The following is a 20119-nucleotide window of genomic DNA, read 5'->3' on the forward strand; positions in this document are numbered from 1 at the left end:
GATGGCACTCAATCCCGAAGAATTGTGGCATCGCTACAAGCTTATCATCATCGGCCTGGTGCTGGCTGTCATCGTGGCTCTGGCCAGTGTGGTCGTGGTTCCTGAAAGCCAGCAGGCCGTGATCGTGCGGACGGGCGAACCGGTCCGCGTCGTCAACCGCTTCCGCCCGGATCGTGACTTTGGCCAGACTGGTGCTGGCATGATCGCGCGCATTCCGTTTCTGGAACAGGTTGTGCGGATCGACCGCCGCGTGCTCGATCTGGATATGGAACGGCAGCAGGTTCTCTCCAATGACCAGCAGCGGCTGGACGTGGATGCCTATGCCCGCTTCCGGATCATTGACCCGGTTCGCATGGTGCAGACCGCCGGGACCGAGGAATGGGTGGCCGAACAGCTGAAACCCATTCTGACCTCTGTCTTGCGGCAGGAACTGGGGCGGCGTGAATTCTCGTCCCTGCTAACTGCCGAACGCGGTGATGCGATGGAAAACATCCGCGCCGGGCTCGACCGGCAGGCGCGCCAATATGGTGCGCAGGTCATCGATGTGCGAATCAAACGGGCCGATCTGCCCGATGGTACGCCGCTAGAATCGGCGTTCACCCGGATGCAAACCGATCGTGAACAGGAAGCTGCGACCATTCGTGCGCAAGGCCGCAAGAATGCGCAGATCATCCGCGCTGAAGCCGAAGCGCAAGCGGCCAACACCTATGCCAAGGCCTTTGGCAAGGACCCGGACTTTTACGATTTCTACCGGGCGATGCAGAGCTATGACGCGACATTCAGCACGGGCAATGGTGAAAGTTCGATCATCATGTCACCCGACAATGAATATTTGCGCCAGTTTCGTGGGCGGAGTCGCTAATCATTCAATCCTTATTCAGACCACTTGTCTGATGGTGTAGATAACGACGGGAACCCAGCGGCGCATCGCGCGCCAAGAGATAAGGACCATAAAGGACGTGAAGCCTGTGCGATATTCTTACGGCATAACTTCTGCCCTGCTTGCCGGTGGGGCCGCTATTTCACTTCTCGCGGGGTATCCCGCAGGAGCCCAGGTGGCGCAAAATGATCAGCAGCATATGAACCGGGTGGTGCCCCGCGCGGGCGCCCCGGCCAGCTTTGCTGATCTGACCGAGCAATTGCAGCCGGCCGTTGTCAACATTGCCACACGTCAGCGCGTGACAGTCAACAATAACAACCCCTTTGCCGGCACGCCTTTCGCCGACATGTTCGGGGGCGGCGGCCGCCCCACGACGCGTGAAGCGCAATCATTGGGTTCAGGCTTTATCGTTTCGGCCAGCGGCTATGTTGTGACCAACAATCACGTCATTACGGCGGAAGGCCGCGGTGAGGTGGAAGAAATCACCGTCACCATGCCCGATGGCACCGAATATCCTGCCGAACTGGTGGGCCGCGATGCCGCATCCGATCTGGCCGTGCTGAAAATCACGCGTGACAAAGATTTCCCCTTCGTCAATTTCGGCGATTCCAGCCAAGCGCGCGTGGGTGACTGGGTTATTGCGATCGGCAACCCGTTCGGCCTTGGGGGCACGGTAACCTCCGGCATTGTCTCGGCAGTATATCGTAACACCAAGCAAGGCGGTGCCTATGACCGCTACATCCAGACCGATGCCAGCATCAATCGCGGCAATTCGGGCGGTCCGCTGTTCGACATGGAAGGCAATGTGATCGGCATCAACAATGCGATCTTCTCGCCCTCCGGCGGATCGGTCGGGATTGGCTTTGCCATTCCTGCCGAAATCGCCTCCCCGATTGTCGATAAGCTGATCAAGGGCGAAGCCATTGAGCGCGGCTATCTGGGCGTGCGCATCCAGCCGGTGACCGAAGACGTTGCCGAGGCTCTGGGTATTCCTGAAAATCACGGCGAATTCATTCAGTCCGTCCAACCCGGCGAAGCCGCTGAAAAGGCTGGCGTTCAGGCAGGCGACGTGGTGCTCAAAGTCAATGGCGAAGACGTAACGCCCGAGCAGAGCCTGTCTTACCTGATTGCCAATATCGAACCGGGTACAACCGTGCCAATCGAACTGATCCGCAATGGCAAGACCCGCAACGTCAAGGTAACGGTGGGCAAGCGCCCCAGCGAAGATGAGCTGGCACAACAGACCTTCGATCCTGACGGTGACGTTCAGAACGACCCCGCTCAACAAGCTGGCGAAGGCATTCTCGAAGATACGCTGGGAATCCGGGCTATCAATCTGACCCCGCAAATTGCGCGGCAGCTTGGGGTGAAAGAAGATACCACAGGCGTGGTGGTCACAGCAGTCGATCCCAATGCCGATGCTGGCCGCAAAGGCCTGCAGCGCGGCGATCTGATCCTGACCGCCAATTACAGCCGCGTGAGCAATCTTGATGAATTGGAAACGGTGGTAAAATCCGCCAAGGCCGAAGGACGCGAAGCTGTATTGCTGCGTGTTCAGCGCCGCGGCCGTCCGGCACAATATGTGCCCATCCGTATCCGCTGACACACTCTCACGATTGATGTGACAGCAAAAAGCCCTCCCCTGATTGGGGAGGGCTTTTTCGTGCCCGGTTGCTTCGAGATTCAGGCAGACCGTATCTCGGTCGCGGTCCCGGCAAACAGCTCAAAATATCGCCGCTCGAGTTCCTGAACACAGAACGAGAAGGCGGATATGGATAGCGGCGTTCCCGTTTCCTGCGCTGCTGACCCCGCAAGTTAGGATGTCTGTCAGCGGCAGGCGTGAGGCCACCTGCGTTGTGCATGCGACCATCAGCAATAGATCAGCCGTTCGGTTGGTTGCCTTCCCTGAGTCTGAATTGCCACGCTTATGAGGGCTACGACCTAATTGCTTGGTGGAACCAGAATCCCTTCACGCCGACGAGGCCTTTGCTCTTGTCTCGGCACCGCGGGCGCATTTTGCTGCTGACGATTATCGTCTACCGCTCCGCCTATCGCCCTTTCCAGAAAATCATCGCTGGCCGCTGGTGGTGCGGCCTGTCCGGCAGCGGGCGGTGGCGGCGCGCCAGCACCAGAACCCTGCGGCCGCGATGTGGCACCGTCCTGCGGCTCAGGCGGGAACGGCACGTCACCAGGATCATCCGGCGCCTGCGGCTCAATCAGATTGCCCTGCTCATCGATGAAGTAATATTCGTCCGGGTCGCCATAGTAATATTCATCATCAGGTTCGAGCTGCCATTCGGGGAGCTTCAGTTCGGTGTCGAATTGCTCAACGGGGCGGTCCGCCACAGCCTTACGCATATAGGCCGCAAAGGCGCGCGCCGGAGCACGTCCACCCGACAGACCGGGAACCGCCTTTGCGTCATCACGCCCCATCCAAACGCCAGTGGTGATGCCGGAGGAAAAGCCCACGAACCAGCCATCCTTATTGGAAGATGTGGTGCCGGTCTTGCCTGCGACCGGGCGGCCAATCTGCGCCGCACGTCCGGTGCCTGTGGCAACCGCTGTCTGCAGCAAATCGGTGATCCCCGCCGCGACATAATCGGCGACCAGATCATAGCGCCGCGCTGGCTGGTGCTGATACAGCACCTTGCCATCTGCGGTGGTGACACGCGTAATACCATAAGGCTCGACTGATTTGCCGCCGTCTGACACCGCTGCGAAGGCGCGCGTCATGTCGATCACCCGCACTTCCGACGTGCCCAACACCATGGAAGGATTGGTCGAGACCTTGGTCGTGATGCCAAAGCGGCGGGCCATGGAGGCCACATTGCCGAAGCCAACTTCATTGCCCAGCTGAGCCGCAACCGTATTCTTGGAATAGGCAAAGGCGCTGCGCACGTCGATTTCGCCGGCATAGCCACCGCCGGCATTATGGGGACTCCAATTGCCGATCGTCACCGGCCCGTCCACCACCCGGTCATCAGGCGTATAGCCGGATTCCAGCGCGGCGAGATAGACGAACAATTTCCAGGCCGAACCGGGCTGACGCAACGCATCTGTGGCTCGGTTGTAATTGGTGGTGACATAATCCGTACCGCCGACCATGGCCAGAATGGCCCCGTCGCGGTCCATGCTCACCAGTGCACCTTGCGCTCCGGAGGGCACATTGGACTTCACCGCCTCTGTCGCTGCGCGTTGATCGGCAATATCCAGAGTCGTCCAGACCACGATTGGTTCACGTGTATCAGGCAACAGCATATCCAGCTGCGGCAAAGCCCAATCGGTGAAATAACGGATCGAATTGGTGCCCTGATCAGGGCGTAGCTTGACTGCGGATACGTCCACGCTGGCCGCTTCGCCCGGCCCGATCGCGCCATATTTGCGCATTTGCGCCAAAACGACATTGGCCCGCGCAACAGCGGCATTAACGTCTGCCGTTGGCGAATAATGCGACGGTGCCTTCACCAGACCGGCTATGATCGCGGCCTCTGCGGTGCTCAGATTCTTGGCCGAATGGCTGAAGAATTTGCGGCTTGCACTATCAATGCCGTAGGCGCCACCGCCGAAATACACCTTGTTGAGATAGAGTTCGAGGATCTGCTCTTTCGAAAATCGCATTTCCAGCGCCATGGCCAGAACAGCCTCACGCGCCTTACGGTCAATCGTCCGTGAATTGCTGAGGAAGATATTGCGTGCCAGCTGCTGGGTGATGGTGGATGTCGCCGCCACCCGCTCATCATTACGGAACGAGACGAAAACAGCGCGCAGCAAACCGAGCGGATCAATACCGAAATGTGAATAGAAGCGGCGATCCTCCACCGAGACCATCGCATCCTTCATCACTTGTGGGATTTCGTTGGAATAGAGCCATTCGCCATAGGAGGGGCCGAGCGATACGATCTCCGTACCGTCGCGCGCCTTGACCACGATCATCTGACCCTGTTCGCTATTCATCATCGCAGAATAGCTGGGCAGACTGCGTTCGGCGAAATAGACGGCTGTGCCGAGCGCCAGAGCGCCCAGCACCATCACACCCACTGCCACCAGTATGAGCCGTTTCAACCAGCGCCTTACAAAACCACCATTGGACGATTCGTTACGCTTCTTTGGAGAGGAGCCGCTGCTCCGTTTTCTAGCCATCTGGCCCCGTCATTCCTTTTTTCGGCGGGCGTGCCCGTCCAAGATCCCTACATAACCTGCATAGGGTATTTGTAATGCAGCGTTAACGGGGAAAGCTCTCAGTCCTCTCGCGGCTCAAAATCAAGCGAAGCGCTGTTGATGCAATAGCGCAAACCGGTGGGCGCTGGCCCGTCGGGGAAGACGTGGCCGAGATGGCTCGCACATTTTCCGCAGCGCACTTCCGTACGCAGCATGCCGTGCGATCTGTCGCTATGTTCGTCAATTGATTGATCGGATGCCGGCTGAACGAAGCTCGGCCAGCCTGAGCCGCTGTCATATTTATCATCCGATTCGAACACCGGCTGTCCGCACGCCGCGCACAGATATTCACCCTGCGCCTTGTTCTTTTCATATTCGCCAGTGAAGGCCCGCTCCGTCCCGCCTTCACGCAGAATATGATATTGCTCCGGCGTCAGCCGTTCGCGCCATTCCGCTTCGGTCAGATCCATCTTGTCAGCCATGCCAAATCTCCTTTGTCATCAATATGGTAACGGGATGCAGCAGGCCAAGCCCTATCTCAGGCATTCACATCCGCATATTGGCTGGGCGGCGCGATACCTTCCATCTTCTCGCTCAGCAGCGGGCGGAAACTGGGGCGGCTTTTGATCACCCGGTACCATCCATGCGACCCTTCATGGCCGGACCAGTCCACACCGCCCAGATAATCAACGACCGAAATCTGCGCCGCCGCGGTCAAATCAGCCAGACTCAGCTGCGCACCGGCAAGCCAGCGGCGATTGTCGACCAGCCAATCAATATAATCGAGATGCTCATGTGCGAGCCGCATTGCCTGACGCAGTAATTTGGAATCGGGCGGCGCGCGCAGCACCAGCCGTTTCTTCATCCGTTCATGCAGCAAAGGCAGCGTGACATCGGCGAAGAAATTTTCATCGAACAAAGCCACCAGACGGCGAATTTCGGCGCGGTTTGCCGCAGTCCCGAGGATCAGCGGCGATTTGTCGACCGTCTCTTCAAAATATTCGCAGATTGCCTGACTGTCGATCAGCGTAATCCCTTTGGGCCCGTGATGCAGCACAGGTGTGCGCCCGGCGGGGTTGAAGGCGAAGAACTCATCGCGCGCCTCCCAGGGATGTTCACGGAGCATTTCGAAGGATACGCCCTTCTCCCCCAGCGCTAACCGTACTTTACGGCTGAAGGGACAAAGCGGAAATTGATACAGATGCCACATGTGGCTATGCTATTGCTTTATATAGAGAGATATTTCCAGCGTCATATGGGCTGTAGCGCTCACATTTTCGCCTGGTTCAGAGATTGCAAACAGACATCGATGATGGTGTCGCGATTGTCGCTCTGTGCAATCGCCTTGGTTTCCATCTTGATCGCATCGAAAATCTGCTGCCGGCTCATGCCGGTATCTTGCATGACCTGGGCCAATGCACGCACGAAATATTCCTTTCCGCGCTCCTCCATCGGAGGATAGGCCAGCGCCTCTTCCACGCCATTTTCCTGACCGCCGGCAATCATGGCGAACACAACCGAGCAACGCAGCAACGTGTGGTGCTCCATGGTCAATTGGGGGACGGGATTGCTCTCAGCTGTCTGCGCGGCCACCGGGGATGCCGCGAGGATTGCCGCCACAAGGGCAGAAAAGGTGAATTTTCGTGTCATGCGCTCCCAATAGTGCCCAGTGCTTAGCAATGGGTGAACAAGGCAGCATTTCGCGCACAAAAAACATGCCCACAATATGGCAGGCCAGCAGGCTGCCGGACTGGCTGGCCAGCTGCGCAGCAAGCATCCCAGATCGGACACGTCGCTGCGCAGCGGAGCAGCCGCCAAATCCTATTTCAGATCGCGCGCCTTGCGGCGGGTTTCGGCGAAACCATCCCGGCGCATCTTTTCAAACGCAACACGCTGATCATATCCGGCATCTTTCGGATAATCGCGGTAGTCAGCCAGCACTTCGTCGAACAATTCGGCGACTTCATCCTTATGGTCGGGATGCGGGAAGATATTGGCCCGGTTTTCCCGGATACCGTCCAGAATCCGTTCGCCGATTACATCCGGTTCCATCCCGAATTCATGGAGTCCGGCCAGACGCTCAACCGCCTTCGTATCGACCGGCTTCATGTCGCCCTTCAGATTATCCGGACGGATATCGTCACTGGCATAGATGTAACTCTTGACCAGACCGGGGCACACCATGCTGACGCCGATGCCATAATCGACCATCGAATGGCGCAGGGAATAGGACAGGCCGCGCACGGCGAATTTGGCCGTGTTGTAAATCCCCGGACTGCCACCTGCAATGAAGGCTGCCATGGATGCGGTGTTGGTAATATGACCGCCCTTCACTTCGCCCGAAAGCGCACGCTCCTTCATACGCGGGGCGAAGGTCATCACGCCATTGATCACACCGCCCAGATTGACGCCCATGACCCAGTCCCAATCGTCATAGGAGCTTTCCTCGATCGGCTGAAAAAGGTTGATCCCGGCATTGTTGAACAAGAGCGAGACGGGACCGAATTCAGCCTCAACCTTGTCGGCCGCCTCCTTGAAGCCTTCACGGCTTGCGACATCGAGCTGCACGCCCATCACTTCACGATTGTCGAGGCTGGCCAGCGTCTTGTCGATCGCGTCCTGACGAATATCGGCAATTGCCACTTTCACGCCTTCGTTCAGAAGCCCGCGAACGATACCAAGGCCCACGCCATTGGCGCCGCCGGTAACAAAGGCCGTGCGGCCTGCAAAATCCTGCATCTCTCTATACCTTTCTTATTGTGCGTTTTCTGCGGCCTGATCCATCACGGACACCGGATTGCCCGGACCAGATTTACGGCCATCGAGAAATTCGTTGAGAATACGCCGACTGGAGAATTTCCAGCTGCCATTCACGCGCCGCAGCTCGTCTTCATAGACACCGAATGTGCCCATTTTCAGGGAGTCGCCCGGTCCGTTATTCGCCATTTCAAACCAGAAGGCGCGGGTCCATGCCCTGTCCCCTTCCACGCGAATGACAGTCTGCCCCAGAACATGGCGCAAAATGGCAGGATTGCCGCTTTCATCCACGTAATGTTCGCCAATCACCTTTTTGAAACCGGTAACCGTGGCCAGAATATCATCCTTTCCAACAGCCGTTCCCCGGGCATATTCGAATTCGGCATCCTCCGTGAACATGTCGATGAATGTGCCGAGATCATTGTAATCCAGCGCAAAGAGGTAACGCGCCATCAGATCTTCTATCTCCGCGCGATCCTGTGCGTAGCTCGGCGCATATTGTGCAGACATCCTGAATTCTCCTGTTGTTTGTTATCGGGCGGGCGATAGCACCTAGCCTTAAAGCCTTCAGCCTTTGAGTTTGGCCTGGCGCTCGACTTCCGCCGGATGGATCGGATTATGGAATAACGGAGCAAAGGTCGCGCGATATTCTTCATTTATCGGCCGCTTGGCCGGCACAGCCGCCAGCATGGCCGCCCCGCGATCCTTTACCCCATCATAAAACTCGGCATGAGTCATGATGTAGAGTTCGTCATTCAGAATGCCTTCCAGCACGCGCTCACCGACTTCTTCCTTGGTCATGAACAAATGGCTGAAATCCCCGGCACTCTGGCGTGCCTTGTCACTTTGCTCATAACCGGTCTCAGCATATTTTTCGGGCCGCGTCTTACCTGCTTCGGCAATGTTGGACTGTACCGCACCGGGGCAGAAGGCGGAACAGATCACGCCCTGCCCTTCCAGCTCGCCGCGCATGGATTCCATCATCGCCGTCACCGCCGCCTTGGACGTGACATAGGTTACCGCACCGGGATGCGGGATCATGCCGCTCATACTCGCGGTGGAGACGATATGTCCGCCTTCACCATGCTTCAGAATACGCGGCAGAATGGTGACGACGCCATTGATCGTGCCGCCCAGATTCACGCCCACGGTCCAGTCCCAGTCACCATAGGCGGCGTCCGCCGCCGGGCCGAGCGCTGCCACACCGGCATTATTGACCAGAATATGGATCTTGCCGAATTTCGCCTCAGTCTCGTCAGCCGCGCGGGCGAAGGCCTCTCGATCGGTGACATCCAGCTTGAGCGCCAGAACATCATCCCCGCCCTGCAATTCAGCGACCGCCTCTGCGATGTGATCGTCCCGAATGTCAGCAATCGCCACTTTCATGCCCTGCCCCAGCAAAGCCTTGGCAATTCCCAGTCCGATTCCGCTCGCGCCTCCAGTAATGAAAGCGGTTTTTCCGCTAATATTCTGCATCTCTCATCCTTTCCCTTTGGAATCTGTCTTCAGAGGCGTTAAGGCCCCATGATAAGACAGACAATGTCAATGTTCATCTAGGCCTTTTGTATTCAACGCTTACAAAATTCCAAGATGGAATACACGCCTTCTGGGTGGTATTTTTGGGAGAGATAGCAATGGCGATTGCGCCAACCGGACAAGAGTTAAAGGCGGAAAGCTCGGATAATTCGGCCGCCAAGGTCGATATGCCCTGGCCTTCCGAAAAAGCGGGTTTCTACGCCCTGTTCGTGATCGTTTTTGCGACGTTTCTGTCATTTTTCGATCAGACTGTTTTCGCCATGCTGGCAGAGCGAATCAAGCAGAGCTTCGGCCTGTCGGACACCGCACTGGGCTTTGTGCTCGGCCCTGCAACGGTCATCGCCTATCTGTTCATCGGCATTCCACTGGCCCGGCTGGTTGATATTTTCCCGCGTAAATTTGTGCTGGGCGGCGGGATCGCCATCATCGGCGTGATCACCGCTCTGGGCGGACTGGCGCAGAGTTTCGGCCAATTCGTCGGCACGCGACTGTTTGTGGGCGCCAGCGGATCGGCCCATGGTCCGGGCTCCTATTCTATGCTCTCGGATTACTTCCGGCCTTTGCGCATCCCACTAGTGTTTGCCCTGATGCAGCTCGGCTTCATTCTGGGCCAGACGGTCGGCACATGGGGCGGCGGCCAATTGATTGCATGGACCGGCAGCTGGCCTGAAAAGAGCGAACTCCTGGGCCTCACCATCTTCAACTGGCAATATATCCTGATCATGATCGGCCTGCCCGGCCTGCTGGTGGCAGTCTTGTTCATGTTCGTGCCCGAACCCCGCCGGCGCACCAATCCGGCACTGGACAACATGATCCCGGAAAAGGCCTCTTTTGGCCGCAAGGTTCTGGCCTTCACCGGGTTTGATGCGATCCGCGCCATCAATCTGCGCGGCAGGGCCTATTACCCGCTGTTCATCGCACTGGCTCTGGCCGCAGTTGAAAGTCAGGGTCTCAGCGCATGGCGCGTGCCCTTCATCTTGCGCACCTATGGCTGGAGTGAAGCAGAGATCGGCAATATTCTGGCGCCGATGCTGCTGATTGCCATGCTGCTCGGGATCGGCTTTGGCGGCACTTTCGTCACCTGGCTCGCCAAACGTCACAAGGATGCGAATATCCGTGCAGCCGCCATTCTGTTCACCTGCACCACGGTCGTATCCATCGCCGCGCCGTTGATGCCGACGGCGGAACTGGCACTGGGCTGCATGGCGCTCGGCGCAATGTTCGGTCTGGCCGGTGCGGTGCCGCAAAACGCTGCCATTCAGCGGATCGCCCCCAATGAAATGCGCGGACAGGTGACGGCGGTTTATTTATTCATGTTCACCTTCTTCGGTGCTGCAGGCAGCTTCGTCATTGGACTGGTGGCTGATCTGGTTGTCGGTGATCCGCAGAAATTGTGGGAAGCCATTCTGATCACGGCGGTCATCTTCATGCCGATTGCAACATTCTTCATGTATCGCGGCATCCGCCCCTATCGTGAAGAAGTGGAACGGCTGGAAGCGCTCGGTATTTGATTAATCAACTCCATTGACTTGGCGCGTCGACTCTCCCAATCGTATGCAAAACATACAAACGGGAGAGTCGATGATGGTCAGAGCTGAAACGCTGATCGCCAGATCAGAAAAGTCTGGTCCCTGCCCGGTGCAGGATCGGCCCGGAAACGGCCTCTCCCCGAACAGACCGATTTTGCGCCCCAAACAGGCGCTGTAACCGGCACAGTCACGGCCTGAGGCGATCATGATGCTCAGGGCCGCTGCGCCATTTGCGCTTAAATGTTCAGGCTACAGGCCACGGAGAAACGAAATGTCGAACTATCCCAAGCTGCATATGATTATTGATGGCGAGAAAGTTTCCGGCGGAGGCCGGAACACGTTTGACGTCGTCAATCCAGCAACCGGTGAAACCATTGGCGCATTGCCCATGGCAGAAGCCGCCGATCTCGATCGGGCATTGGAAGTGGCGGAAAAGGGTTTCCGCATCTGGCGCAAATCCACACCGCAGGAACGCGCCTCCGTGCTGCAGGGCGCGGCGCGCCTGATGATGGAGCGCAAGGAAGATCTCGCCCGCGTCGCAACAATGGAGCAGGGCAAACCGCTGGCCGAAGCGCGGATCGAAGTGATGATGAATGTCGGCTTGTTCAATTTCTATGCCGGCGAAGTCTCCCGCCTGTATGGCCGCGAACTGGTCCGCCCGGAGGGCACACGCTCCACCATCCGGCTGGAACCCGTTGGCCCGGTCGCAGCCTTTGCCCCGTGGAACTTCCCGATTGGCAATCCCGGCCGTAAGCTCGGCGCACCTGTCGCCGCCGGCTGTTCGGTGATCATGAAATCGGCCGAAGAAACACCCGCATCCGCGCTGGGCGTGCTGCAATGTCTGCTCGACGCGGGACTTCCCAAGGAAGTCGCGCAGGCCGTGTTCGGCGTTCCCGATGATGTCAGCCGCCATTTGCTGGGCAGCCCGATCATCCGCAAATTGTCTTTCACCGGATCGACGGTAGTCGGCAAGCATCTGGCGCGTCTGGCAACCGAGAACATGCAACGCACCACGATGGAACTGGGCGGCCACGGCCCCGTGCTGGTGTTTGACGATGTTGATGTCGAGCGCGTGCTCAACACCGCCGTACCGGGCAAATATCGCAATGCCGGGCAGGTCTGCGTGTCCCCCACCCGCTTTATCGTGCAGGAAAACGTGTTCGAGAAATTCCGCGACGGCTTTGTCGAACGCGCCAAGGCGTTGAAAGTCGGCGATGGCCTGGCAGAAGACACACAGATGGGCCCGATGGCCAATCCGCGCCGTCCTGAAGCAATCGACGCGATGATCGCCAATGCAAAGGAAAAAGGCGCCACCCTGCATACGGGGGGCGAACGGATCGGCAATCAGGGCTTCTTCTATGCGCCCAGCGTGTTGTCGGAAATCCCGCTCGATGCCGATATCATGAATGAAGAACCCTTTGGCCCGGTGGCACTGATCAACCCCTTCCGCAGTGAAGACGACATGATCGCCGAAGCCAACCGCCTGCCCTACGGCCTCGCCGCTTATGCCTGGACCGAGGATTACAAGCGCCAGCAGCGTCTCGGCGCAGAGCTGGAAGCGGGTATGGTTGGGATCAACAGCCATATGATCGGCGGCGCGGATGCGCCCTTTGGCGGCGTGAAATGGTCGGGCCACGGCAGCGAAGACGGCCCAGAGGGCGTACGTGCCTGCATGGTGACCAAAGCGGTGCATGAAGGCTGAGAGGGGAGATATAACGATGACACATGAACTCAACACGGGCGGCGAGCGCGGTTATCTGCGCATCGCCACCGAAGAAGCCTTCGCCACTCGCGAGCAGATCGAAGCGATCATGCAGCTGGTGAAGGACGGCAAAGCGGATAAGGGCACCGAAAGCCTGTGGGGTTTCTATGCCGCCAGCAAATCCGAACGCGCGCAATGGATCATGGAATGTCTGTATGATCTTGACGCAAAGCGGCTGGAGGACATGGACGCGACCGGGATCGACAAGGCAGTCCTGTCGCTCACCTCGCCCGGTGTGCAGCCTTTATTCGATGTCGATCAGGCCAAGGGCATCGTCACACGCGCCAACGACTATCTCAAGGAACGCTGCGAAGCACATCCTGACCGTTTCTATGGCACAGTGGCCGTCGTGCCGCAGGACCCGGAATGGTCCGCCCAGGAAATTCGCCGCGGCAAGGAAGAGCTCGGCTTTCATGCGGTGATGGTGAACAGCCACACCCATGGGCAATATCTGGATGAAGAACAGTTCGATCCCATCATCCGGGCCTGTGTGGACAATGATCTGCCGCTTTATATCCACCCGCAGGGGCCGCCCGACAAGCTGGTCGGCGATATGGTCGACACCGGACTGGATGGCGCGATTTTCGGCTTTGGCGTGGAAACCAGCTATCACATGCTGCGCCTGCTCACGATCGGGATATTCGACAAATATCCCAGCCTGCAGATCATGGCCGGTCATGGCTGTGAAGCCCTGCCCTATTGGCTGTATCGCACGAATTACATGCATCAGGCGGGCGTACGCTCCAACCGTTATGAACGGATGAAGCCGCTGCAACACGACCTGTTCCATTATATGCGCAATAACGTTCTGGGGACGACCAGCGGCCTGCCATTCGAACCGGCGATCAAGCTGATGATCGAAGTGATGGGCGAAGATCGCGTCATGTACGCGATGGATTATCCCTATGAATATGTGCCGGACGAAGTACGTTTGATGGACAATCTCGATATTAGCGACGCGCAGAAGAAGAAGGTCATGCAGACCAACGCGGAACGCTGGTTCAAACTCTGAGGAGACTGACAATGCCGCTATACGGTGTCACAGGAGCGACCGGCCAGCTTGGCCAGCTGGTGCTGGATGAAATGCTGACCAAGGTTGAGCCGGAGGATATCGTTGCTTTCGCCCGCGATCCCGGCAAGCTGGCTGATTACGCAGCCAAGGGCGTGACGGTACGGGCGGCGGATTATGATGCCCCGGAAACGCTGCTCACCGCGTTTGAAGGCATTGATCGGCTGCTGCTGATATCCGGCAGTGCCCTGGGCGAGCGCCCCCGGCAACATCAGGCCGTGATCGATGCGGCCAAGCAGACGGGTGTGAGCTATATGGCTTACACATCGATCCTGCATGCGGATGAAACGCCGATCAAACTGGGCGCAGAACACCGCGCGACCGAGCAGTCACTGGCCGAGAGCGGCCTGACTTACGATCTGCTGCGCAATGGCTGGTATAATGAGAATTATGTCCGCTCCTTGCCGCAGGAGATTGAAGCAGGGGTCATCGCCGGTGCCGCGGGCCAGGGCAAGATTTCCTCTGCCTCCCGTGCGGATCTGGCCGCCGGTGCGGCTGAAGTGCTGGTCAATGGCAAAGGCGGCGACATTTACGAGCTCGCCGGTGATGAAGCCTGGACGATGGATGATCTGGCCGCGGAAGTATCACGCCAAAGCGGCAAGACGGTCGTTTACAAGAATATGAGTGAGGAAGAATTCGCCAAGGCCGTGGAAGCTGCGGGCATGCCCGATTTCATCGCCAAGGTGATCGCCAATTCCAATTACAGCACCAGCAAGAATGCGCTGTATGACAATAGCCGCACATTGAGCACGCTGACCGGGCGTCCCACCACGCCGATATCGGAAACCGTGGCGAAAGCTCTGGCAAACTGATCCAGCCACCCGGGCCAGGTAGGGCAACAGTCCACCGGGCCCGGGACACACAATGTTATGGCGCCGTCCCAAAAGGCGCTTTGGGAGAGAGAGAATAATGGCTGAAGCGGCTGCGCAAGACGCCCAGATGGCGGCACCCAACCCCAGTTCAAAAGTCAGCAAAGCCGGTTGGTACACCCTCTTTCTGGTGTCCACGATGCAGGCGATGAGCCTGCTCGATCGCCAGATATTGTCCATTCTGGCCACCAATATCCGCGATGACCTGGGGATTGGCGATGCCGAGCTGGGGCTGCTTTACGGCACCGTTTTCGCGCTGTTTTATGCGTTGTTCTCGCTTCCGCTCGGGCGGCTGGCCGATGGCTGGATCCGCACGAAGCTGCTGGCGATCTGTATCACCATCTGGTCACTCTCCACCGGCATGGCCGCCTTTGCAGGTGGTTTCGCGATGCTGGCCCTCTCCAGACTGGGCGTCGGCATCGGTGAAGCAGCCGCACAGCCGGGCGGTAACAGCCTGATCTTCGACACATTCCCCAAAAACCGGCGCGGAATCGCCATGGCGGCTATGGCCATTGCCGTTGCCATTGGCCTGGGTGCCTCCATGATATTGGGCGGCGTCGCCGCTGAATGGTGGGATACGCGCTATGCCTCAGTGCCCGCGCCGCTTGATCTGGCGGGGTGGCAATTCGCCTTTCTGGTGGCCGCAGCGCCGGGCTTGATCCTCGCTTTCCTGCTCTACAAATTGAAAGAGCCGGTTCGCGGCGCGATGGAAGGCATCCCGACAAAACCCGACCCGCACCCTTTCCGGGCCAGCGGTGCGGTACTGACATCCGTCACACCGGGCCTCAACTGGTGGATGCTGTGGCGGCGTGATGCCGGTGCGAAACAATGGCTCGCCAATATCTCCGCCCTCGCCTTCATTCTCATCCTGTGCATCAGCATCATATCCTGGGCGCAGGGTTTCTCACCCCGGCCGGGTCTGGAACTGGGCGTGGGAACTCTCGACCCGCATTTGCTGCAATGGTTCGTGGTGGGTTTTGGCCTGTTTGTCATTTTCAATCTGTTCCAGTCCTTCAAATTGTCCGACCGGCCGACCTATGCGGTGGTTCTGTCGCCTTCGCTGCTGTTGTTGATGATCGTCGGCGGACTGCAAAGCGCCATCAATTACGGCGTGATGGGCTTCACCCCGTCCTTCATCATCCGCACCTATGAATTGTCACCGGCAGAGGCTGGCCTGCAATTCGGATTGCTGGCAGCAGCGCTCGGTATTCTGGGCCCGGTCATTGCCGGACCGCTGACCGATTGGGTGAACACCCGCATGCCCGGTGTAGGCCGCGTATTGCTCGCCCTGCTGGCGCTTGGCGTATCCCCCATTTTCGGCATCTGGACCTTCAGCGCCGATGATGCGGGCAGTTTCTATCTGCGCTTCACGCTGTACAGCCTGATCCTCACCATGTGGATGCCACCGGTGTATGCGATGATGTATGATCTGGTGCTGCCGCGGATGCGCGGAATAACCAGCTCGCTTTATATCGTGATCATGACCCTGCTGGGCCTCGGCATCGGCCCCTATGCGGTTGGCATGATCAGCGATGCGAATGGCGGCGATTTGGCCGGAGCGATCATTGCCATCAATCTGGTTTCACCTGTAATCGTTGTGCTACTGGTGATTGTCGCAATCCGGGTCCGCCGGGATGAAGCAACCCTTGTCGACCGTGCCCGTGCCGCAGGAGAAGATATCTGATGACCAATGTTCGCGAAGCCGCTTTTGCCATCTTTCAGCATTATGGAGTGGACCGTTTGTTCGGTAATCCCGGCTCCACCGAACTGCCGATGCTGAAGGCGATGCCGGAGGGTTTCGATTATGTGCTCGGTCTCAACGAAGCCGTTGTTGCCGGCATGGCGGATGGCTTCGCCCGCTCCAGCGGCAAGCCGGCGTTGATCAATCTGCATTCTTCGGCCGGCACGGGGCATGCACTAGGCAATCTGTTCACCGCATTTCGCAACAACGCGCCGATTGTGGTGACCGCCGGGCAGCAAGCCCGCTCCATCCTGCCTTATGACCCCTTCCTCTTTGCCGAGCGGCCAACCGAATTCCCGCAGCCTTATGTCAAATGGGCCTGCGAACCGGCACGCGCGGAAGATGTGCCGCAGGCGCTGGCCCGCGCCTTTGCCATTGCGCTTACCCCGCCCATGGGCCCGGTCTTCGTTTCGATCCCGGTCGATGACTGGGAGCGCGAATGCGAAATGCCGTCTCTGCCGCACCTGTCACTGCGCACCCTGCCCGATATGCACGGGATCAGCCTGCTCGCCGATTTGTTCGAAACCGCCCGCAATCCTGCGCTGGTGCTGGGCACCGGATCGGCCAATGGCGGCGGCTGGGATGCGGCCATCGAGCTTGCCGAACGCAGCGGTGCGGCCGTCTGGGTCGCGCCCTTTGTCGCACGTGAAGTCTTCCCCGAAGATCATCCCCAATTTGCCGGTTTCCTGCCCGCCATGCGCGAGGATATCGTGAAACTGCTGAGCGACCATGATGCCATTCTGGTCGCCGGCGCACCGGTCTTCACCTACCATGTCGAGGGCAAAGGCCCCCATTGGCCCGAACGGGCAAGGCTCGGCATGCTGAGCGACAATGAACAGCATCTGGCCTCTTTGCCCGGCAATGCGGTTGGCGTGCTGGGCAACGTCGGCACCGGCCTCGCCGCGATTTCGGAAAAGGTTCGCGACCGCGACTTTACCGGCAAGCAGCGGCAACTGGACACGCCCGAGGCGGAGATGACCGATCGCTATGTCCTGTCGCGGGTGGCAGCCTTGCGGCCCGACAATGCGGTGATCGTGGAAGAGGCACCGACTGCCCGCACACCCATGCATGACAATCTGCCGATCACGCGCGAAGGCGGCTTTTACACCTGCGCCAGCGGCGGTCTTGGTTATGGGCTTCCCGCTGCTCTGGGTGTCGCTCAGGGACAGTCAGAACCGGTTATCGCCGTACTCGGCGACGGGGCAGCGATGTACACGATACAAGGGCTTTATACGGCGCATCTTTCAGGAAAGCCGACCAGCTTCGTGATCCTGAACAATTCACGCTATGCCGCCTTGCAGGGTTTCGCCGCGCATTTCGGCATGAATTCCGTGCCCGGCACCGATCTGACTGGGATTGATTTCGTTCAACTCGCCGCCGCGCAGGGAATCCCGGCGCGTATGGCGGACAATGTTACGGATCTGGATGAAGTTCTGCAATGGACCTTCGCGCAGGACGGGCCAAGCCTGGTCGATCTGCGGATCAAATGAGTGTCAGGCGGAGCGGCTCCCACACGGGTTCCGCTCCGCTTGTTCCTTACAGAACCCGCCAGACCCACAGCTTGATGCCAGCGGGATAGCGCGCGCCGGAACAGATGAAGATGGATTTGTTCATCCAGTCATATGGCCCCTCTGGCGCGATGAATTCAGGCACAGTGCGGAAATAATATTCCGCCGGGTCGACCTCCTCGCCGCCAGCCAGCCGCTTCATCACCTCTGGCGGTCCGTGACGCAGGCCGCGATTGCGGATCTGGATTATCGCGCCATCATAGGTTTCAATCGCGTAGATCGCATCGGCGACGGTCACTCCATCATTGCGGGTGAGTTGCCAGTCGGCGGAATTGCCCATCAATTTGCCGCTGATCTTTGGGCCCTTCACATAGCCACCGCCGACGATCGGGATAATCCGCCGCATGCCATCCATGGTATTGCCGATTTCTCGCGGTGGTTCGAGATCACCCCCCGCCTCATAGACAAACTCAAGCTCCGGTTTGATCATTTGATTAAATTCTCCGAATTTTTGCGTGACCTGCAGGGTGAACAATCATAGCTTCCTAGGCAAGCGAATCGCGATTTGAACGCGATAGTTAATGAGAGAGGAAAGACGAATGGCAGTGGACCTGTATGCGGACTATGTCATCATCGGGGCCGGTAGCGCTGGATGTGTATTAGCCAACCGCCTGACAGAAGATGGCAAGCACAAGGTGGTGGTGCTTGAAGCCGGGGGCGATGATCGCCCGACGAAAGAGCCCAGCCAATTCATGTCCAACATGATGATCCAGACACCGATTGGTTTTGGCAAGACGCTGAACGATCCGAAGGTGAACTGGCTCTATGAAACCGAAGTGGATGAAGGCTCCGGCGGCAGGTCTCATAAATGGCCCAAGGGCAAAGTGCTCGGCGGCTCCAGCTCGATCAACGGCATGCTGTATATTCGCGGCCAGTCCGCGGATTATGATGGCTGGGCGCAAATGGGCGCCAGTGGCTGGTCCTATGACGATGTGCTGCCTTATTTCCGCATGGCGCAGCATCAGGAACGCGGCGAAAGCGACGTGCATGGACAGGGCGGACCGCTCAATGTCGCGGATTTCCCGGACAAACACCCCGTCAGCGCGGCTTTGATCGAAGCCTGCGTGGAAGCCGGCATCCCCTATCGCGACGATATCAATACCGGTGATCAGGAAGGGGTCAGCTGGTTCCAGCTCACCTGGAAAAACGGTCGCCGCCACAGCGCCGCGGTCGCTTATCTGCATCCGGCCATGAAGCGTCCCAATCTCGCGGTGGAAACCCGTGCGATGACCACCCGCATCCTGTTTGACGGCAAGAAAGCCGTTGGCGTTGAATTCACGCAGCGCGGCCAGACCCGCCGCGTGATGGTGGGCCGCGAAGTCATCCTCTCGGCCGGTTCGGTCGAAAGCCCGAAATTGCTGGAAATTTCCGGCATCGGTCAGGGTGCCTTGCTCAAGGATCTGGGCGTGCCGGTGGTGCATGAATCCGCCATGGTCGGTGAAAATCTGCAGGATCACTTCATGATTGGCTGTCAGGCACGGCTGCGTGAAGACTGGCATTCAATCAATCACCGCAGCACAGGGCTCAATCTGCTCAAGGAAGTGGCCAAATATGGCTTGAGCCGCAATGGCCTGCTGTCCTACGCGGTGGCGCATGGCACAGCTTTCGCCAAGACCCGTGCAGAGCTGGAAAACCCGGATGTGCAGATCCATGTGATGGCTGCCAGCATGGATCTCGAAGTGCTCGGCACCACACAGGCGCTGCAGCTCGAAAAGGAACCCGGCCTCGCGTCCAACCCGTGCCAGCTGCGCCCGGAATCGCGCGGATCAATCCACGCGAAGTCGCCAGATGGCATGGCAGCACCCAAGATCGTGCCCAACTATCTGTCCGATCCGCTCGACCGCGAATCCGCCATCGCGCAGCTCAAACTGATCCGGAAGATCTGGGAACAGCCCGCGCTTGCGCCCTATCTCAAGGAAAAGGGTGACCCCTTCGGCTCCACCGATGAAGAAATGCTCGGCTATGCGAAAGTCGCCGGCGGAACGCTCTATCACCCGGTTGGTACGGTCGCCATGGGGCCAGATGAACGCTCCCCCCTCACGCCAGATCTCAAAGTGCGCGGCGTCGAAGGCCTGCGCGTGATCGACGCATCGGTCATGCCTAAACTGATTTCGGGCAACACCAATGCGCCGACCATCATGATCGGTGAAAAGGGTGCCGAGATGGTTCTGAAGGACGCGAAAGAAGCCGCAATGGCCTGACACGCGCCGTAAAGCAGACAAAAGAAAAGGCCGCTTCCGGAAAACCCGG

At 58.5% G+C, this 20119-nt stretch carries 17 protein-coding genes; 9 read left to right on the forward strand and 8 right to left on the reverse strand.

The features are described 5' to 3' along the window. Nucleotide 1: 1 nt before the first annotated feature. Both hflC and GRI91_RS05325 read left to right on the forward strand, forming a co-directional pair. Entirely contained in the window at nucleotides 2-862 is an 861-nt protein-coding gene (hflC, locus tag GRI91_RS05320; protein ID WP_160735595.1) for a protease modulator HflC, read from the forward strand. 106 nt (nucleotides 863-968) lie between these two features. Then, nucleotides 969-2483 carry a Do family serine endopeptidase gene (locus GRI91_RS05325; RefSeq protein ID WP_337190322.1) on the forward strand — a complete coding sequence of 505 codons (1515 nt, stop codon included), beginning with the start codon at nucleotides 969-971 and terminating at the stop codon, nucleotides 2481-2483. Between the two features lie 338 nt (nucleotides 2484-2821). Here the strand turns inward: GRI91_RS05325 and GRI91_RS05330 are convergent, their stop codons facing one another. The 7 genes from GRI91_RS05330 to GRI91_RS05360 all read right to left on the reverse strand — a co-directional run bounded on the left by GRI91_RS05330 (nucleotide 2822) and on the right by GRI91_RS05360 (nucleotide 9271). Further along, nucleotides 2822-5020 carry a transglycosylase domain-containing protein gene (locus tag GRI91_RS05330; protein ID WP_160735596.1) on the reverse strand — a complete coding sequence of 733 codons (2199 nt, stop codon included), beginning with the start codon at nucleotides 5018-5020 and terminating at the stop codon, nucleotides 2822-2824. Between the two features lie 98 nt (nucleotides 5021-5118). Next, nucleotides 5119-5520, reverse strand: a complete 402-nt coding sequence (gene msrB, locus GRI91_RS05335) for a peptide-methionine (R)-S-oxide reductase MsrB (RefSeq protein WP_160735597.1) — start codon at nucleotides 5518-5520, stop codon at nucleotides 5119-5121. A gap of 56 nt (nucleotides 5521-5576) precedes the next feature. After that, entirely contained in the window at nucleotides 5577-6248 is a 672-nt protein-coding gene (locus tag GRI91_RS05340) for a glutathione S-transferase family protein (RefSeq protein WP_160735598.1), read from the reverse strand. A gap of 59 nt (nucleotides 6249-6307) precedes the next feature. Next, nucleotides 6308-6688 carry a hypothetical protein gene (locus tag GRI91_RS05345; RefSeq protein ID WP_160735599.1) on the reverse strand — a complete coding sequence of 127 codons (381 nt, stop codon included), beginning with the start codon at nucleotides 6686-6688 and terminating at the stop codon, nucleotides 6308-6310. A gap of 171 nt (nucleotides 6689-6859) precedes the next feature. Next, complete coding sequence (locus tag GRI91_RS05350) at nucleotides 6860-7777, reverse strand: SDR family NAD(P)-dependent oxidoreductase (protein ID WP_160735600.1); 918 nt, start codon at nucleotides 7775-7777, stop codon at nucleotides 6860-6862. A 15-nt stretch (nucleotides 7778-7792) separates the two neighbouring features. Further along, nucleotides 7793-8305: a nuclear transport factor 2 family protein gene (locus tag GRI91_RS05355; protein WP_160735601.1), complete on the reverse strand. Its 513-nt coding sequence runs from the start codon at nucleotides 8303-8305 to the stop codon at nucleotides 7793-7795. Between the two features lie 57 nt (nucleotides 8306-8362). Continuing rightward, a complete protein-coding gene (locus GRI91_RS05360; RefSeq protein ID WP_160735602.1) occupies nucleotides 8363-9271 on the reverse strand; it encodes an SDR family NAD(P)-dependent oxidoreductase in 909 nt (302 codons plus the stop codon). A 158-nt stretch (nucleotides 9272-9429) separates the two neighbouring features. Between GRI91_RS05360 and GRI91_RS05365 the strand changes: the two genes are divergently transcribed. The 6 genes from GRI91_RS05365 (at nucleotide 9430) to mdlC (ending at nucleotide 17791) form a co-directional block, all read left to right on the forward strand. Next, nucleotides 9430-10842 (forward strand): MFS transporter, encoded by a 1413-nt coding sequence (locus GRI91_RS05365; RefSeq protein ID WP_160735603.1) that lies wholly within the window; start codon nucleotides 9430-9432, stop codon nucleotides 10840-10842. Between the two features lie 289 nt (nucleotides 10843-11131). After that, nucleotides 11132-12562, forward strand: a complete 1431-nt coding sequence (locus GRI91_RS05370; protein WP_160735604.1) for an NAD-dependent succinate-semialdehyde dehydrogenase — start codon at nucleotides 11132-11134, stop codon at nucleotides 12560-12562. Nucleotides 12563-12578: 16 nt separating this feature from the next. Then, nucleotides 12579-13634 (forward strand): amidohydrolase family protein, encoded by a 1056-nt coding sequence (locus tag GRI91_RS05375; protein WP_160735605.1) that lies wholly within the window; start codon nucleotides 12579-12581, stop codon nucleotides 13632-13634. Between the two features lie 11 nt (nucleotides 13635-13645). Then, the gene (locus GRI91_RS05380) at nucleotides 13646-14503 is read left to right on the forward strand and encodes an SDR family oxidoreductase (RefSeq protein ID WP_160735606.1); all 858 of its coding nucleotides are present in this window, start codon (nucleotides 13646-13648) and stop codon (nucleotides 14501-14503) included. A 97-nt stretch (nucleotides 14504-14600) separates the two neighbouring features. Next, complete coding sequence (locus GRI91_RS05385) at nucleotides 14601-16244, forward strand: MFS transporter (protein ID WP_237437679.1); 1644 nt, start codon at nucleotides 14601-14603, stop codon at nucleotides 16242-16244. Then, nucleotides 16244-17791: a benzoylformate decarboxylase gene (gene mdlC, locus GRI91_RS05390; protein WP_160735607.1), complete on the forward strand. Its 1548-nt coding sequence runs from the start codon at nucleotides 16244-16246 to the stop codon at nucleotides 17789-17791. Before GRI91_RS05385 ends, mdlC begins: the two co-directional genes overlap by 1 nt. A gap of 46 nt (nucleotides 17792-17837) precedes the next feature. On the opposite strand, the gene GRI91_RS05395 is transcribed toward mdlC, so the two are convergent. Beyond that, nucleotides 17838-18299, reverse strand: coding sequence for a DUF3237 domain-containing protein (locus tag GRI91_RS05395; protein WP_160735608.1), 462 nt, complete (start codon nucleotides 18297-18299; stop codon nucleotides 17838-17840). 109 nt (nucleotides 18300-18408) lie between these two features. Here GRI91_RS05395 and GRI91_RS05400 point away from each other — a divergent pair, with 109 nt between their 5' ends. Next, nucleotides 18409-20070 (forward strand): GMC family oxidoreductase, encoded by a 1662-nt coding sequence (locus GRI91_RS05400; protein WP_160735609.1) that lies wholly within the window; start codon nucleotides 18409-18411, stop codon nucleotides 20068-20070. Nucleotides 20071-20119: the final 49 nt, after the last annotated feature.

It is taken from the genome of Altericroceibacterium endophyticum (genome assembly GCF_009827595.1).
Lineage (GTDB): Bacteria > Pseudomonadota > Alphaproteobacteria > Sphingomonadales > Sphingomonadaceae > Altericroceibacterium > Altericroceibacterium endophyticum.

What these genes read in the sequence shown, in the direction of transcription:
- hflC (WP_160735595.1), top strand. Translation starts at nt 2, where the DNA reads ATGGCACTCAATCCCGAAGAATTGTGGCATCGCTACAAGCTTATCATC.
- GRI91_RS05330 (WP_160735596.1), bottom strand. Translation starts at nt 5,020, where the DNA reads ATGGCTAGAAAACGGAGCAGCGGCTCCTCTCCAAAGAAGCGTAACGAA.
- msrB (WP_160735597.1), bottom strand. Translation starts at nt 5,520, where the DNA reads ATGGCTGACAAGATGGATCTGACCGAAGCGGAATGGCGCGAACGGCTG.
- GRI91_RS05340 (WP_160735598.1), bottom strand. Translation starts at nt 6,248, where the DNA reads ATGTGGCATCTGTATCAATTTCCGCTTTGTCCCTTCAGCCGTAAAGTA.
- GRI91_RS05345 (WP_160735599.1), bottom strand. Translation starts at nt 6,688, where the DNA reads ATGACACGAAAATTCACCTTTTCTGCCCTTGTGGCGGCAATCCTCGCG.
- GRI91_RS05350 (WP_160735600.1), bottom strand. Translation starts at nt 7,777, where the DNA reads ATGCAGGATTTTGCAGGCCGCACGGCCTTTGTTACCGGCGGCGCCAAT.
- GRI91_RS05355 (WP_160735601.1), bottom strand. Translation starts at nt 8,305, where the DNA reads ATGTCTGCACAATATGCGCCGAGCTACGCACAGGATCGCGCGGAGATA.
- GRI91_RS05360 (WP_160735602.1), bottom strand. Translation starts at nt 9,271, where the DNA reads ATGCAGAATATTAGCGGAAAAACCGCTTTCATTACTGGAGGCGCGAGC.
- GRI91_RS05365 (WP_160735603.1), top strand. Translation starts at nt 9,430, where the DNA reads ATGGCGATTGCGCCAACCGGACAAGAGTTAAAGGCGGAAAGCTCGGAT.
- GRI91_RS05370 (WP_160735604.1), top strand. Translation starts at nt 11,132, where the DNA reads ATGTCGAACTATCCCAAGCTGCATATGATTATTGATGGCGAGAAAGTT.
- GRI91_RS05375 (WP_160735605.1), top strand. Translation starts at nt 12,579, where the DNA reads ATGACACATGAACTCAACACGGGCGGCGAGCGCGGTTATCTGCGCATC.
- GRI91_RS05380 (WP_160735606.1), top strand. Translation starts at nt 13,646, where the DNA reads ATGCCGCTATACGGTGTCACAGGAGCGACCGGCCAGCTTGGCCAGCTG.
- GRI91_RS05385 (WP_237437679.1), top strand. Translation starts at nt 14,601, where the DNA reads ATGGCTGAAGCGGCTGCGCAAGACGCCCAGATGGCGGCACCCAACCCC.
- mdlC (WP_160735607.1), top strand. Translation starts at nt 16,244, where the DNA reads ATGACCAATGTTCGCGAAGCCGCTTTTGCCATCTTTCAGCATTATGGA.
- GRI91_RS05395 (WP_160735608.1), bottom strand. Translation starts at nt 18,299, where the DNA reads ATGATCAAACCGGAGCTTGAGTTTGTCTATGAGGCGGGGGGTGATCTC.
- GRI91_RS05400 (WP_160735609.1), top strand. Translation starts at nt 18,409, where the DNA reads ATGGCAGTGGACCTGTATGCGGACTATGTCATCATCGGGGCCGGTAGC.